We start from the raw sequence: 13650 nt of genomic DNA on the forward strand, positions 1-13650 counted from the left end.
CGTTTGTTCTATTAGTGTGGACAGGGGGCGAACGCGGCGCACAATTCCAGTGTGCGCCATGCGTTTGCATCGCCGCGCAGCTTGATTCGCCGGGTCGCGGCCAGTTCACGGAAGCGCCACAGCGCCATGTTGTCGCTGATCAGAAATCCGAATTCGGCGGTCATCAATTCGGCGGCAACGCGCGCGGCGGGCTGCCAGTTTTCAGTGACGAGTTCGAGAACCAGCGCGTCCAGTTCCGCGAAGCTGCCGCTGGTGAAGGTGTTGTCGCGCCAGCGCCGCGTTTCGCCGTTCGCGTGTTTGACTTCCTGCCATTCGAGCGCGAGCCGGCTGATGCGCAGCACGGAAATCGGCGCGGCGTCCGGCAGCCGGGCTTGCAGCACCGCTGGCGCGAACATGCCGACCGATGTCGCGCGGTCTTTGCGGCCGTGCGCCCACGCGCCCGGATCGGTGAGATCGCGAATCGACAGACGCATTTCGTTCAGACGTTGCGGGCTGTTGCGCAGGTGGTAACAGACGCGGCGCAGCATCAATTGGTCAGAGGCGCTGTCACCGTGCCAGACCACCACATTCGATTCACCGCGCGCGATATTTTCCAGCGCCTGGGCCTGCTCACGGAATTCGCGAACGAAATCACGCCGGGTGTCCGCGCTCACCCGATCCCAGAATTGCGCGCGCACGTCGGGGCCGTCGTCGACGCCGCGCAGCGGACCGACCGCGAGATCGTCCCGCAGTGCGTGCACGCGTTCATCGCGGCCCGCATCCCGCAACGCGGTGCGCAGTGACTCGGCGGCGACGTCGCCGTTGGTGAGGTGGATCGTGCTCATCGGCAGTGGCGTGGGGCAGTTAACGGCATTAGGGGCCGCTCATCGTCCGGAACCGGTGTCCGATCGCGAGCGGCCCCTAGTGTAAGCGGATCGCGGAACTGCTCAAAGCGCGGTTCAACGTTCGTCGTAGCTCACCACCACGCGGTCGCTGACCGGATGGCATTGACACGTCAGCACGAAACCGTCGCGGATTTCGTGTTCTTCGAGCGTGTAGTTCTTTTCCATCTTGACTTCGCCCTCCAGCACCTTCGCGCGGCAGGTGCAGCAGACGCCGCCCTTGCACGCGTAGGGCAGCGCGAGGCCGGCGCGCAGGCCGACGTCGAGCACGCTCACACCCTGGTACGGCAGGCGCAGCTTGCGGCGTTTCCCGTCGAGCACGATTTCGAGGTCGGCGGCCGGTGTGTCTTCGGTGATTTCGACCGGCGGCACACCCGCTTGCGGCAGCGGCGAACCGAAGCGCTCCACGTGCACTTTTTCCGACGGCACGCCGGCGGCTTTCAGGGCGGCCTCGGCGGCGTCCATCATCGGAGCGGGGCCGCAGATGAAGGCTTCGTCGATCGCATCGGCCGGCAGCAGATTCTCGATGAAGGCGGCGCACTTTTCCTGATCCAGCACGCCATTGAACAGTTCGACGTCCTGCAGGTCGTCGGACAGCACGTGATAGAGCACGAAGCGGTTCATGAACCGATTCTTCAGGTCTTCGAGCTCTTCCGCGAACATGATCTGGTCGACGCTGCGGTTGCCGTACACGAGCGTGAAGGTGCTGCGCGGCTCGACTTCGAGCGTCGTCTTGATGATGGCCAGCACCGGCGTAATGCCCGAGCCGCCCGAAAACGCGAGGTATTGCTGGCCCTGATCGGCGTTCAGATGGGTGAAGAAACGGCCGTCCGGCGTCATCACGTCGATCGTGTGACCGGGCTGCAGCGTGTCGAAGGCGAAGTTCGAGAAACGCCCGCCGCGCACGCGCTTGATGCCGATACGCAGTTCGCCGTCGCGGTCGTAGTCGGTGACGCCGACGCAGATCGAGTACGAACGGCGCGTTTCCTCGCCGTCGATATGCGTTTTCAGCGTGACGAACTGGCCTTGCGTAAAGCGATACTGCTCACGCAGTTCAGCAGGGACTTCGAAGGCGACCGAGACCGAGTCGGCGGTTTCGGGCCGCACTTCGCGGATACGCAGCGGGTGAAATTGCGGGGTGGCCATATCAGTATGGTTTGAAATAGTCGAAGGGTTCGCGGCAGTCGAGGCAGCGGTACAAGGCTTTGCAGGCTGTCGAGCCGAATTGCGCGAGACGCTCGGTATGCGCCGAGCCGCAACGTGGGCATGACGGTGCGGGCAGCGCCCGTGGCACGAAGCGCATCACTTTTTCCTGCGCGGGCGCGGCCGAGCCGCAATTGCCCGTGGGCGGCGCGATACCGTAGGCACGCAGCTTTTCGCGCGCGCCGGCGGTCATCCAGTCCGTTGTCCAGGCCGGCGCGAGCACCGTGGCGATTCGATGCGGCTTGAGTCCCGCCACGTCGAGCGCATGCGCGACGTCCTCGGCAATCTGCGACATGGCCGGGCAGCCGGAATAGGTCGGCGTGATCACGACTTCGAGCGTGCCGTCGGCGGCGCGTCGCACATCGCGCAGAATGCCGAGTTCGCGAATCGATACCACCGGAATCTCCGGATCGGGCACCGTTTCAAGCACGGCCCATGCGCGTTCGAGCGCGGCGTCGGTCGTGCCGGGCATGCCGGTCGTCCCGGTCGGGCAAGAGGCAGTCGAAGTCGTCATGATCGGGTTACCAGGTGGCGCCGGGATGCTGGCGCGCAAGGCTCTGCATTTCAGCAAGCACGAAACCCATATGCTCGGAATGCTCACCGTGCTTGCCAGTGGTGATGTGTCTGACCGGTTCGGGCAGCTTCAGGGTGGCTTCGTCGAGCGTGGCGCGCACGTCGTCGAGCCACGCTGATTCGAGCTCCGAGGTCAACGGGCCGATGCCGGCCGCGGCGACTGTTTCCTCCACCGCATCCGCACTGAAGAATTCCCGGGTGTACGGCATCAGATAGTCGAGCGCGGCTTGCGCGCGGCGATGCGATTCCTCGGTGCCGTCGCCGAAGCGGATCAGCCACTCGCGTGCGTGATGCACGTGATAGCTGGTTTCCTTGATCGACTTCGACGCGATCGCCGCCAGCTGCTCGTCGGTGGACGCGGTGAGCGCCGTCCAGAGGTGAGCCATCAACGTCGAATAGAGGAAATTGCGCACGATGGTGACCGCGTAATCCTTCTCGGCTTTAGCCGTGGCCGACAGCGGGCCGACATGGGGCAACTCCGCGAGCGTGTAGTTGGCGAATTCGCGCTCGGCGCGAAAATACGCGTAGTCGTCTTCCGTGCGGTTCTTGCCCGTGAGTTGCTGCTCGAGCGAGGCGGCGTGCGTGTAGAGCAGACGCGCCTGGCCGATCAGGTCGAGGCTCATGTTCGACAGCGCGATGTCCTCTTCGAGGATCGGGCCGTGGCCGCTCCACTCGGTATTGCGCTGACCGAGGATCAGCGCGTTATCCGCGAGGCGCAGCACGTATTGGAGATGGTGGGGCGTGATGTCCATGGCCGCGCTTACATGTGGTTGACTTCGTCGGGGAGCGTATAGAACGTCGGGTGGCGGTAAATCTTGTCGCCGGCAGGTTCGAACAGCTCCGCCTTGTCTTCCGGCGCGGACGCCGTGATCGCCGCCGAGGGCACCACCCAGATGCTCACGCCTTCCTGGCGGCGCGTGTAGACGTCGCGCGCCATGCGCAGCGCCATTGGCGCGTCGGCAGCGTGCAGGCTGCCGCAGTGCTTGTGGTCGAGTCCCTGCTTGCTGCGCACGAAGACTTCCCAAATCGGCCATTCCTTGTTCATTGCAGATCTCCTGATTCTTTGTCTGACATGCCGCGCGGATCAGGCGGCGTGCTGTTGTGCGCGCTGGCGCTGCTTTTCGGCGTGGGCGAGAGCGGCCTCGCGGACCCAGGCGCCGTCGTCGTGGGCTTTGACGCGGGTGGCAAGGCGCTCGCGGTTGCACGGGCCGTCGCCATTCACCACACGCCAGAATTCTTCCCAGTCGATGTCGCCGTAGTCGTAATGGCCGCGCGCTTCGTTCCACTTCAGGTCCGGGTCGGGCAGCGTGACGCCGAGCACCTTGGCCTGGTCGACCGTGGCGTCGACGAACTTCTGACGCAGATCGTCGTTCGAGATGCGCTTGATGCCCCATTTCGACGATTGGCTGCTGTGGACCGAATCCTTGTCGCTCGGGCCGAACATCATCAGCACTGGCCACCACCAGCGATTCACGGCCTGCTGAACCAGCTCACGCTGTGCTTCGGTGCCCGACATCATCGCCATGAGTGCGTCGAACCCTTGGCGCTGGTGGAACGACTCTTCCTTGCAGATACGGATCATGGCGCGCGCATACGGGCCATACGTGCAACGGCACAGCGGAATCTGGTTCATGATCGCTGCGCCGTCCACCAGCCAGCCGATCACGCCGACGTCCGCCCAGGTGGGCGTCGGGTAATTGAAGATGCTCGAATATTTGGCCTTGCCCGAGTGCAGCGCCGCGATCAACTGGTCGCGCGACACGCCGAGCGTTTCCGCCGCGCTATATAGATAGAGGCCGTGACCGGCCTCGTCCTGCACCTTGGCAAGCAGAATCGCCTTACGCTTCAGACTGGGCGCGCGCGTGATCCAGTTGCCTTCCGGCAGCATGCCGACGATTTCCGAATGCGCGTGCTGCGAGATTTGCCGCACCAGCGTTTTGCGATAAGCCTCCGGCATCCAGTCCTGGGCTTCGATCTTGCCGTCGGCGGCCATCACCGCGTCGAATTGCACCTGCTCAGGCGAGTTCGCGCCCGCGTCCAGCGGAGCGACATTGCCGGGAATATCCAGGGATTGCGTGTACATGGGGACGCTCTCTGCGGAAAGTTGTCTGTGTGCGCACAGTATAAGCCAACCGACCGGTCGGTTAATAAATTTTTTGAGACGGGTCGATCGGACCGATAGGGGCAACGCGCTTTCGCCCCGAAACGTTTCGGCAGTGCCGACGCCCCGCGCCGACACTTAGCCTATAAAATTGCGAATTGGCCGCAATTTGCGGCCTTCCTGCATCCCCCGGTACTCATGTTACGTCTAAGCGAAATCAAACTCCCGCTCGATCATCCCGAGAGCGCCCTCGAAGCCGCCGTGCGTGCGCGCCTCGCGGAACTCGGCGTGGCCGCGGACGGGCTCATCCGATACACCGTGTTTCGCCGCGCGCACGACGCCCGCAAGCGCGCCGACATCAAGCTGACCTACATCGTCGATGTCGAGGTTACCGATGAAGCGGCCGCGCTCAAGCGGCTCTCCGACGTGCCGCACTGCGGCGTGACGCCCGATATGGCCTACAAGTTTGTCGCCAGGGCGCCGGCGCAGATGAGCGCGCCGCGCCCGGTCGTGATCGGCATGGGGCCGTGCGGCCTGTTCGCCGGGCTGATCCTGGCGCAAATGGGCTTCCGGCCGATCATCCTCGAGCGCGGCAAGGCCGTGCGCGAGCGCACCAAAGACACTTTCGGGCTGTGGCGCAAGTCCGTGCTTAATCCCGAGTCGAATGTCCAGTTCGGCGAAGGCGGCGCGGGCACTTTTTCGGACGGAAAGCTGTACAGCCAGATCAAGGATCCGAAGCATTACGGCCGCAAGGTGCTCGACGAATTCGTGCGGGCCGGCGCACCGGAAGACATTCTGTATCTGAGCCGGCCCCATATCGGCACGTTCCGTCTGGTGAGCATGGTTGAAAAAATGCGCGCGACCATTCACGAGCTGGGCGGCGAGGTGCGCTTCGAAACGCGAGTCGACGACATCGAGATCGATCAGGGCAAAGTGCGCGGGCTGAAGCTGTCGACCGGTGAAACGCTGCGCTGCGATCATGTGGTGCTGGCGGTCGGCCATAGCGCGCGCGACACCTTCCAGATGCTGAACGACCGCGGTGTGTATATAGAAGCGAAGCCGTTCTCACTCGGTTTCCGCATTGAACATCCGCAGGGTTTGATCGACCGCAGCCGGTTCGGCAAGTTTGCCGGTCACAAGCAGTTGGGTGCCGCGGACTATAAGGTGGTGCATCACTGCAGCAATGGCCGCACCGTCTACAGCTTCTGCATGTGCCCGGGCGGGACCGTGGTGGCGGCGACCTCCGAGCCGGGCCGCGTGGTGACCAACGGAATGAGCCAGTACTCCCGGGCCGAGCGCAATGCCAATGCCGGGATCGTCGTCGGCATCACGCCGGACGACTATCCCGGTGGGCCGCTCGCCGGCATCGCTTTCCAGCGCAAATGGGAAGAGCGGGCTTTTGAGCTCGGTGGCGGCAACTATATGGCGCCGGGCCAACTGGTCGGCGACTTCATCGCCGGCCGGCCGTCCACGTCGCTGGGTTCGGTGGTGCCGTCGTACAAGCCCGGCGTGCATCCCACCGATCTGAGCACCGCGCTGCCGGATTACGTGATCGAAGCCATTCGCGAAGCGTTGCCGCAGATGGACAAGAAGATCGCGGGTTTTGCGATGCACGACGCGGTGCTGACGGGTGTCGAGACGCGAACGTCGTCGCCGATTCGCGTACGGCGCCGGGACGACTATCAGAGCATGAATGTCGAAGGTTTGTATCCGGCTGGCGAAGGAGCGGGCTACGCCGGTGGGATCTACTCGGCGGCTATCGACGGGATCGAAGTCGCCGAAGCGCTCGCGCTGAAGATGACTGGAGCGCAAGCGGCCTGAGTCCAGCCATGGAATGCCGTCGCGGCCGCCCGCGACGGCCGTGGCGATCGGGCACAATGCACGTTTCGCCTCGAACCGACTTCCGAATGAGCATTCGCACCCTGGCTGCCGCATGCAGCGCGGCACTGTTTGTCCAGTTTGCCGTTTCCCCAACCGTTTTCGCCGCCGACGCCCCGGCTCACTGGGTCACCGCGTGGGCGACGGCGCTTCAACCCATTCCACAGCGGGCGGATTTGCCGCCGCTCTATCGCGCACCGGAAGTCGCCGGGCGCACGGTTCGCCAGATTGTCTATCCGACGCTGTCCGGAAGGTCGGCGCGCATTCACCTTAGCAACCGGTACGGCAAGACTGCGCTCGTCATCGAAGATCTGCGCATCGCACGCTCGGCGGGCGGCGCGGCGGCGGCGGGTAACGGCGAGACGCGCGTGACGTTTGGCGGCAAGAGCGCGGTCTCGATTCCGCCGGGCGGCGAGCTGGACAGCGACCCGGCCGCGATCGACATTGCGGAAGGCGCGCCCTACGCGGTGAGCGCATTCTTGGGGCCGGAACAGCGGATCGTGGCGTGGCACCGCGTGTCGAGCCAGGTAAATTACGTTTCCGCGCCCGGCAACCATGCGGCGGACGCGTCTGGGGAGGCGTTTCGCGGCCGGTTCACGCAATATGTGTGGATGACGGGTCTGTCGGTCGACGCCGCGCCTGCGTCGGCCGCCGTCGCCGCCATCGGCGACTCGATCACGGACGGCATGCGCTCCAGCCTGAATCAGAATCGCCGCTGGCCCGACGCGTTGGCGCGCCGGTTTGCGGCGACTGGCGACCGTTCGACGGCGATCGTCAATCTGGGGATCAGCGGCAATCGCCTGTTGAGCGACTCTCCTTGTTATGGCGACGCGCTGGCGAAACGCTTCGAGCATGACATGCTCGGACGCCCGGGCGTCAAGACGGCGATTCTGCTCATCGGCATCAATGACATCAACTTCGCGGCGATGCCGCCGCGTGGCGGTCTCGACTGCGACTTCCCACACACTTCGGTGACGGCTGCGGACCTGATCGCCGGCTACCAACGGCTGGTCGCCACGGCTCGCCACGCGGGCGTGAAGGTCTTCGGCGCAACGTTGACTCCGGCATCGCTGCCGCCGCAGCGAGAAAGCATCCGGCTCGCCGTCAACCAATGGATTCGGACCAGCCATGCCTTCGACGGCGTCGTGGACTTCGATGCTGCGCTGCGCGATCCGGCGCAGCCGGATCGTCTGCAGCGCCGCTTTGATAGTGGGGACCACATCCATCCCAGCGACGCCGGCTATGCGGCAATGGCCGACGCCGTTCCGATGGACTCAGTGGTGAAATCGACCCGCGACTGAGCCGCCAAAAAGAATTCGGCCAAACCCTTGTCATACGGCGGAAGTTCGCCTAAGATTCGCCTCCTCGTTTGCGAACGAGGGCCGCGGCAGAAACCAGCGGCCGTAGCGTCGACAAGGTTTTAAGCGAAAGCGAAAAAATGTTGTTGACGAAACGAAAAAGAGCCTCCATAATCTCGTTTCTCTGCTGCTGATGCAGCGACGCAGAACGAAGCGGTGCCGGGTAACTGGAAGTGCGGTACTGGTTCGGTAGTGAATGCGGACTCGATCTTTAAAAATTAACAGCCGATAAGTGTGGGCGCTTGATGCGCGATGCGGGCTGGATTCTCCGGAATCTGGCGCAAAGCAAAAGTATCAAGTCTCACACAGTAATGAAAGGAAGGTTTGACTGTCGCAAGATGGTTGGATCATTCGTCAGTACGTTGAGTGAGCGACCGGGTTCGGAAGAGCCCGAAAAACAGTAACAGGTTTGAACTGAAGAGTTTGATCCTGGCTCAGATTGAACGCTGGCGGCATGCCTTACACATGCAAGTCGAACGGCAGCACGGGGGCAACCCTGGTGGCGAGTGGCGAACGGGTGAGTAATACATCGGAACGTGTCCTGTAGTGGGGGATAGCCCGGCGAAAGCCGGATTAATACCGCATACGATCTGCGGATGAAAGCGGGGGATCCTTCGGGACCTCGCGCTGCAGGGGCGGCCGATGGCAGATTAGCTAGTTGGTGGGGTAAAGGCCTACCAAGGCGACGATCTGTAGCTGGTCTGAGAGGACGACCAGCCACACTGGGACTGAGACACGGCCCAGACTCCTACGGGAGGCAGCAGTGGGGAATTTTGGACAATGGGCGAAAGCCTGATCCAGCAATGCCGCGTGTGTGAAGAAGGCCTTCGGGTTGTAAAGCACTTTTGTCCGGAAAGAAAACCTCTTGGTTAATACCCGAGGGGGATGACGGTACCGGAAGAATAAGCACCGGCTAACTACGTGCCAGCAGCCGCGGTAATACGTAGGGTGCAAGCGTTAATCGGAATTACTGGGCGTAAAGCGTGCGCAGGCGGTTCGCTAAGACAGATGTGAAATCCCCGGGCTTAACCTGGGAACTGCATTTGTGACTGGCGGGCTAGAGTATGGCAGAGGGGGGTAGAATTCCACGTGTAGCAGTGAAATGCGTAGAGATGTGGAGGAATACCGATGGCGAAGGCAGCCCCCTGGGCCAATACTGACGCTCATGCACGAAAGCGTGGGGAGCAAACAGGATTAGATACCCTGGTAGTCCACGCCCTAAACGATGTCAACTAGTTGTCGGGTCTTCATTGACTTGGTAACGTAGCTAACGCGTGAAGTTGACCGCCTGGGGAGTACGGTCGCAAGATTAAAACTCAAAGGAATTGACGGGGACCCGCACAAGCGGTGGATGATGTGGATTAATTCGATGCAACGCGAAAAACCTTACCTACCCTTGACATGTATGGAATCCTGCTGAGAGGTGGGAGTGCCCGAAAGGGAGCCATAACACAGGTGCTGCATGGCTGTCGTCAGCTCGTGTCGTGAGATGTTGGGTTAAGTCCCGCAACGAGCGCAACCCTTGTCCCTAGTTGCTACGCAAGAGCACTCTAGGGAGACTGCCGGTGACAAACCGGAGGAAGGTGGGGATGACGTCAAGTCCTCATGGCCCTTATGGGTAGGGCTTCACACGTCATACAATGGTCGGAACAGAGGGTCGCCAACCCGCGAGGGGGAGCCAATCCCAGAAAACCGATCGTAGTCCGGATCGCACTCTGCAACTCGAGTGCGTGAAGCTGGAATCGCTAGTAATCGCGGATCAGCATGCCGCGGTGAATACGTTCCCGGGTCTTGTACACACCGCCCGTCACACCATGGGAGTGGGTTTTACCAGAAGTGGCTAGTCTAACCGCAAGGAGGACGGTCACCACGGTAGGATTCATGACTGGGGTGAAGTCGTAACAAGGTAGCCGTATCGGAAGGTGCGGCTGGATCACCTCCTTTCTCGAGCTAACGCGTCAGGTGTTGAGCGCTCACGCTTATCGGCTGTGAAATTGAAGACAGATACGCAGACAGACTCAGGGGTCTGTAGCTCAGTCGGTTAGAGCACCGTCTTGATAAGGCGGGGGTCGATGGTTCGAATCCATCCAGACCCACCACTGATTCTGCGGTGGCTGACCGGTGAAACCCCTGGGATGAAAGCAGATCTGATCTGTGCATGACTGGGGGATTAGCTCAGCTGGGAGAGCACCTGCTTTGCAAGCAGGGGGTCGTCGGTTCGATCCCGTCATCCTCCACCAATCCTCAATGCCAAGGGTTCAGTTGAACTGAATGTTTGGCATTGGCGATTGAGCCAGTCAGAGTGATACGCGGTTATAGCAACTGCGATATCGGCTGTCGTTCTTTAACAATCAGGAAGAAGTAGTAAAGAGATTCACGAAAGTGTACTTAGAGATGGGTGCGCAAGTAGGTGAATCAGGGTTGTGATTGTATCAATGTATGAAAAGGTGATCGAAAGATTGCCTTGGAATACGGCGCAACACGAATACTCAACCTGTAGCGATTGTGGCGAGCGTGTGATTCCCAGTGGATCACACATGAGACACACCCGTTATAGGGTCAAGCGAACAAGTGCATGTGGTGGATGCCTTGGCGATCACAGGCGATGAAGGACGCGGTAGCCTGCGAAAAGCGGTGGGGAGCTGGCAAACGAGCTTTGATCCACCGATATCCGAATGGGGAAACCCGGCCCGTATGGGTCATCCGTAGCTGAATACATAGGCTACGTGAAGCGAACGCGGTGAACTGAAACATCTAAGTAACCGCAGGAAAAGAAATCAACCGAGATTCCCAGAGTAGTGGCGAGCGAAATGGGACCAGCCTGTACTCTTTATCTTCATTGTTAGTCGAAGGCTCTGGAAAGTGCCGCCATAGCAGGTGATAGCCCTGTAGACGAAAACAGCGAGGAAGAACTAGGTGTACGACAAGTAGGGCGGGACACGTGAAATCCTGTCTGAAGATGGGGGGACCATCCTCCAAGGCTAAATACTCGTGATCGACCGATAGTGAACCAGTACCGTGAGGGAAAGGCGAAAAGAACCCCGGGAGGGGAGTGAAATAGATCCTGAAACCGCATGCATACAAACAGTCGGAGCCTCGTAAGGGGTGACGGCGTACCTTTTGTATAATGGGTCAGCGACTTACATTCAGTGGCAAGCTTAACCGATTAGGGCAGGCGTAGCGAAAGCGAGTCCGAACAGGGCGTTCAGTCGCTGGGTGTAGACCCGAAACCAGGTGATCTATCCATGGCCAGGATGAAGGTGCGGTAACACGTACTGGAGGTCCGAACCCACTAACGTTGAAAAGTTAGGGGATGAGCTGTGGATAGGGGTGAAAGGCTAAACAAACCTGGAAATAGCTGGTTCTCTCCGAAAACTATTTAGGTAGTGCCTCGTGTATCACCTTCGGGGGTAGAGCACTGTCATGGTTGTGGGGTCCATTGCGGATTACTACGCCATAGCAAACTCCGAATACCGAAGAGTGCAATCACGGGAGACAGACATCGGGTGCTAACGTCCGGTGTCAAGAGGGAAACAACCCAGACCGCCAGCTAAGGTCCCCAAATATTGCTAAGTGGGAAACGAAGTGGGAAGGCTAAAACAGTCAGGAGGTTGGCTTAGAAGCAGCCATCCTTTAAAGAAAGCGTAATAGCTCACTGATCGAGTCGTCCTGCGCGGAAGATGTAACGGGGCTAAGCAATATACCGAAGCTGCGGATGCACATTTATGTGCATGGTAGGAGAGCGTTCCGTAAGCCTGCGAAGGTGCATTGAAAAGTGTGCTGGAGGTATCGGAAGTGCGAATGCTGACATGAGTAGCGATAAAGGGGGTGAAAGGCCCCCTCGCCGTAAGCCCAAGGTTTCCTACGCAACGTTCATCGGCGTAGGGTGAGTCGGCCCCTAAGGCGAGGCAGAAATGCGTAGCTGATGGGAAGCAGGTTAATATTCCTGCACCATTGTTAAATGCGATGGGGGGACGGATCGCGGAAGGTTGTCCGGGTGTTGGAAGTCCCGGTCCTTGCATTGGAGAAGGCGCTTAGGCAAATCCGGGCGCGGAATTCAAGGGTGCGAGGCCATTCACTTCGGTGAAGAAGCAACTGGAAGTGGTTCCAAGAAAAGCCTCTAAGCTTCAGTTTAACAAGACCGTACCGCAAACCGACACAGGTGGGCGAGATGAGTATTCTAAGGCGCTTGAGAGAACTCGGGAGAAGGAACTCGGCAAATTGGTACCGTAACTTCGGGATAAGGTACGCCCCTGTAGCTTGACTGGCCTGCGCCAGAAGGGTGAAGGGGTTGCAATAAACTGGTGGCTGCGACTGTTTAATAAAAACACAGCACTCTGCAAACACGAAAGTGGACGTATAGGGTGTGACGCCTGCCCGGTGCCGGAAGATTAAATGATGGGGTGCAAGCTCTTGATTGAAGTCCCGGTAAACGGCGGCCGTAACTATAACGGTCCTAAGGTAGCGAAATTCCTTGTCGGGTAAGTTCCGACCTGCACGAATGGCGTAACGATGGCCACACTGTCTCCTCCCGAGACTCAGCGAAGTTGAAGTGTTTGTGATGATGCAATCTCCCCGCGGCTAGACGGAAAGACCCCATGAACCTTTACTGTAGCTTTGCATTGGACTTTGAACCGGTCTGTGTAGGATAGGTGGGAGGCTTTGAAGCGTGGACGCCAGTCTGCGTGGAGCCGTCCTTGAAATACCACCCTGGTTTGTTTGAGGTTCTAACCTTGGTCCGTTATCCGGACTGGGGACAGTGCATGGTAGGCAGTTTGACTGGGGCGGTCTCCTCCCAAAGTGTAACGGAGGAGTACGAAGGTACGCTAGGTACGGTCGGAAATCGTGCTGATAGTGCAATGGCATAAGCGTGCTTAACTGCGAGACCGACAAGTCGAGCAGGTGCGAAAGCAGGTCATAGTGATCCGGTGGTTCTGTATGGAAGGGCCATCGCTCAACGGATAAAAGGTACTCTGGGGATAACAGGCTGATACCGCCCAAGAGTTCATATCGACGGCGGTGTTTGGCACCTCGATGTCGGCTCATCTCATCCTGGGGCTGTAGCCGGTCCCAAGGGTATGGCTGTTCGCCATTTAAAGAGGTACGTGAGCTGGGTTTAAAACGTCGTGAGACAGTTTGGTCCCTATCTGCCGTGGGCGCTGGATATTTGAAGGGGGCTGCTCCTAGTACGAGAGGACCGGAGTGGACGAACCTCTGGTGTACCGGTTGTCACGCCAGTGGCATCGCCGGGTAGCTATGTTCGGAAGAGATAACCGCTGAAAGCATCTAAGCGGGAAACTCGCCTTAAGATGAGATATCCCCGGGGCTTCGAGCCCCTTGAAGGGTCGTTCAAGACCAGGACGTTGATAGGTCAGGTGTGGAAGCGCAGTAATGCGTTAAGCTAACTGATACTAATTGCCCGTAAGGCTTGATCCTATAACAGGTGTGTCTTGCGATGATCGTTAGTGCTTCAGCACTTACGAGCATCCCACCCCCGAAGGGGGCACGCGTGAACTCCAGATGGGGCACGCAGAACGCACGGTTGAGATCAGTGTTGTGCCAACAGAAACAACACAACCCCACGCTCTACCCTGGTGAGCATCACCAGAAACTACTTCTTCCAGATTGGCTGGGCTGTCCCCGGGACAGCCGAGCA

Annotated in this window: 8 protein-coding genes, 2 tRNA genes and 2 rRNA genes; 6 read left to right on the top strand and 6 right to left on the bottom strand. The window is 59.9% G+C overall.

Annotated elements, in window-relative coordinates; genetic code table 11:
- Nucleotides 1-11: 11 nt before the first annotated feature.
- The 6 genes from CJU94_RS06560 to paaA form a co-directional block, all read right to left on the bottom strand.
- Nucleotides 12-824, bottom strand: coding sequence for a DUF1835 domain-containing protein (locus tag CJU94_RS06560; RefSeq protein WP_095418031.1), 813 nt, complete (start codon nucleotides 822-824; stop codon nucleotides 12-14).
- 114 nt (nucleotides 825-938) lie between these two features.
- The gene (paaE, locus tag CJU94_RS06565) at nucleotides 939-2027 is read right to left on the bottom strand and encodes a 1,2-phenylacetyl-CoA epoxidase subunit PaaE (RefSeq protein ID WP_095418032.1); all 1089 of its coding nucleotides are present in this window, start codon (nucleotides 2025-2027) and stop codon (nucleotides 939-941) included.
- A gap of 1 nt (nucleotide 2028) precedes the next feature.
- A complete protein-coding gene (paaD, locus tag CJU94_RS06570; RefSeq protein ID WP_095418033.1) occupies nucleotides 2029-2598 on the bottom strand; it encodes a 1,2-phenylacetyl-CoA epoxidase subunit PaaD in 570 nt (189 codons plus the stop codon).
- A gap of 7 nt (nucleotides 2599-2605) precedes the next feature.
- The gene (gene paaC / locus CJU94_RS06575; RefSeq protein WP_095418034.1) at nucleotides 2606-3409 is read right to left on the bottom strand and encodes a 1,2-phenylacetyl-CoA epoxidase subunit PaaC; all 804 of its coding nucleotides are present in this window, start codon (nucleotides 3407-3409) and stop codon (nucleotides 2606-2608) included.
- A gap of 8 nt (nucleotides 3410-3417) precedes the next feature.
- Nucleotides 3418-3702, bottom strand: a complete 285-nt coding sequence (paaB, locus tag CJU94_RS06580; RefSeq protein ID WP_095418035.1) for a 1,2-phenylacetyl-CoA epoxidase subunit PaaB — start codon at nucleotides 3700-3702, stop codon at nucleotides 3418-3420.
- 39 nt (nucleotides 3703-3741) lie between these two features.
- The gene (gene paaA, locus CJU94_RS06585) at nucleotides 3742-4740 is read right to left on the bottom strand and encodes a 1,2-phenylacetyl-CoA epoxidase subunit PaaA (protein ID WP_095418036.1); all 999 of its coding nucleotides are present in this window, start codon (nucleotides 4738-4740) and stop codon (nucleotides 3742-3744) included.
- Nucleotides 4741-4956: 216 nt separating this feature from the next.
- Between paaA and CJU94_RS06590 the strand changes: the two genes are divergently transcribed.
- The 6 genes from CJU94_RS06590 (at nucleotide 4957) to CJU94_RS06615 (ending at nucleotide 13430) form a co-directional block, all read left to right on the top strand.
- Nucleotides 4957-6579 carry an NAD(P)/FAD-dependent oxidoreductase gene (locus CJU94_RS06590; RefSeq protein WP_095418037.1) on the top strand — a complete coding sequence of 541 codons (1623 nt, stop codon included), beginning with the start codon at nucleotides 4957-4959 and terminating at the stop codon, nucleotides 6577-6579.
- An 86-nt stretch (nucleotides 6580-6665) separates the two neighbouring features.
- The gene (locus CJU94_RS06595; RefSeq protein ID WP_095418038.1) at nucleotides 6666-7937 is read left to right on the top strand and encodes an SGNH/GDSL hydrolase family protein; all 1272 of its coding nucleotides are present in this window, start codon (nucleotides 6666-6668) and stop codon (nucleotides 7935-7937) included.
- A gap of 468 nt (nucleotides 7938-8405) precedes the next feature.
- A 16S ribosomal RNA gene (locus CJU94_RS06600) occupies nucleotides 8406-9938 on the top strand.
- Between the two features lie 78 nt (nucleotides 9939-10016).
- A tRNA-Ile gene (locus tag CJU94_RS06605) sits at nucleotides 10017-10093 on the top strand.
- A gap of 65 nt (nucleotides 10094-10158) precedes the next feature.
- Nucleotides 10159-10234 (top strand) — tRNA-Ala (locus tag CJU94_RS06610).
- A gap of 317 nt (nucleotides 10235-10551) precedes the next feature.
- A 23S ribosomal RNA gene (locus tag CJU94_RS06615) occupies nucleotides 10552-13430 on the top strand.
- The 16S and 23S rRNA genes sit together here with 2 tRNA genes alongside, the layout of an rRNA operon.
- The last annotated feature ends 220 nt before the right edge of the window (nucleotides 13431-13650 follow it).

Origin of the sequence: Paraburkholderia aromaticivorans (genome assembly GCF_002278075.1) — a bacterium.
Classification (GTDB): Bacteria; Pseudomonadota; Gammaproteobacteria; order Burkholderiales; family Burkholderiaceae; genus Paraburkholderia; species Paraburkholderia aromaticivorans.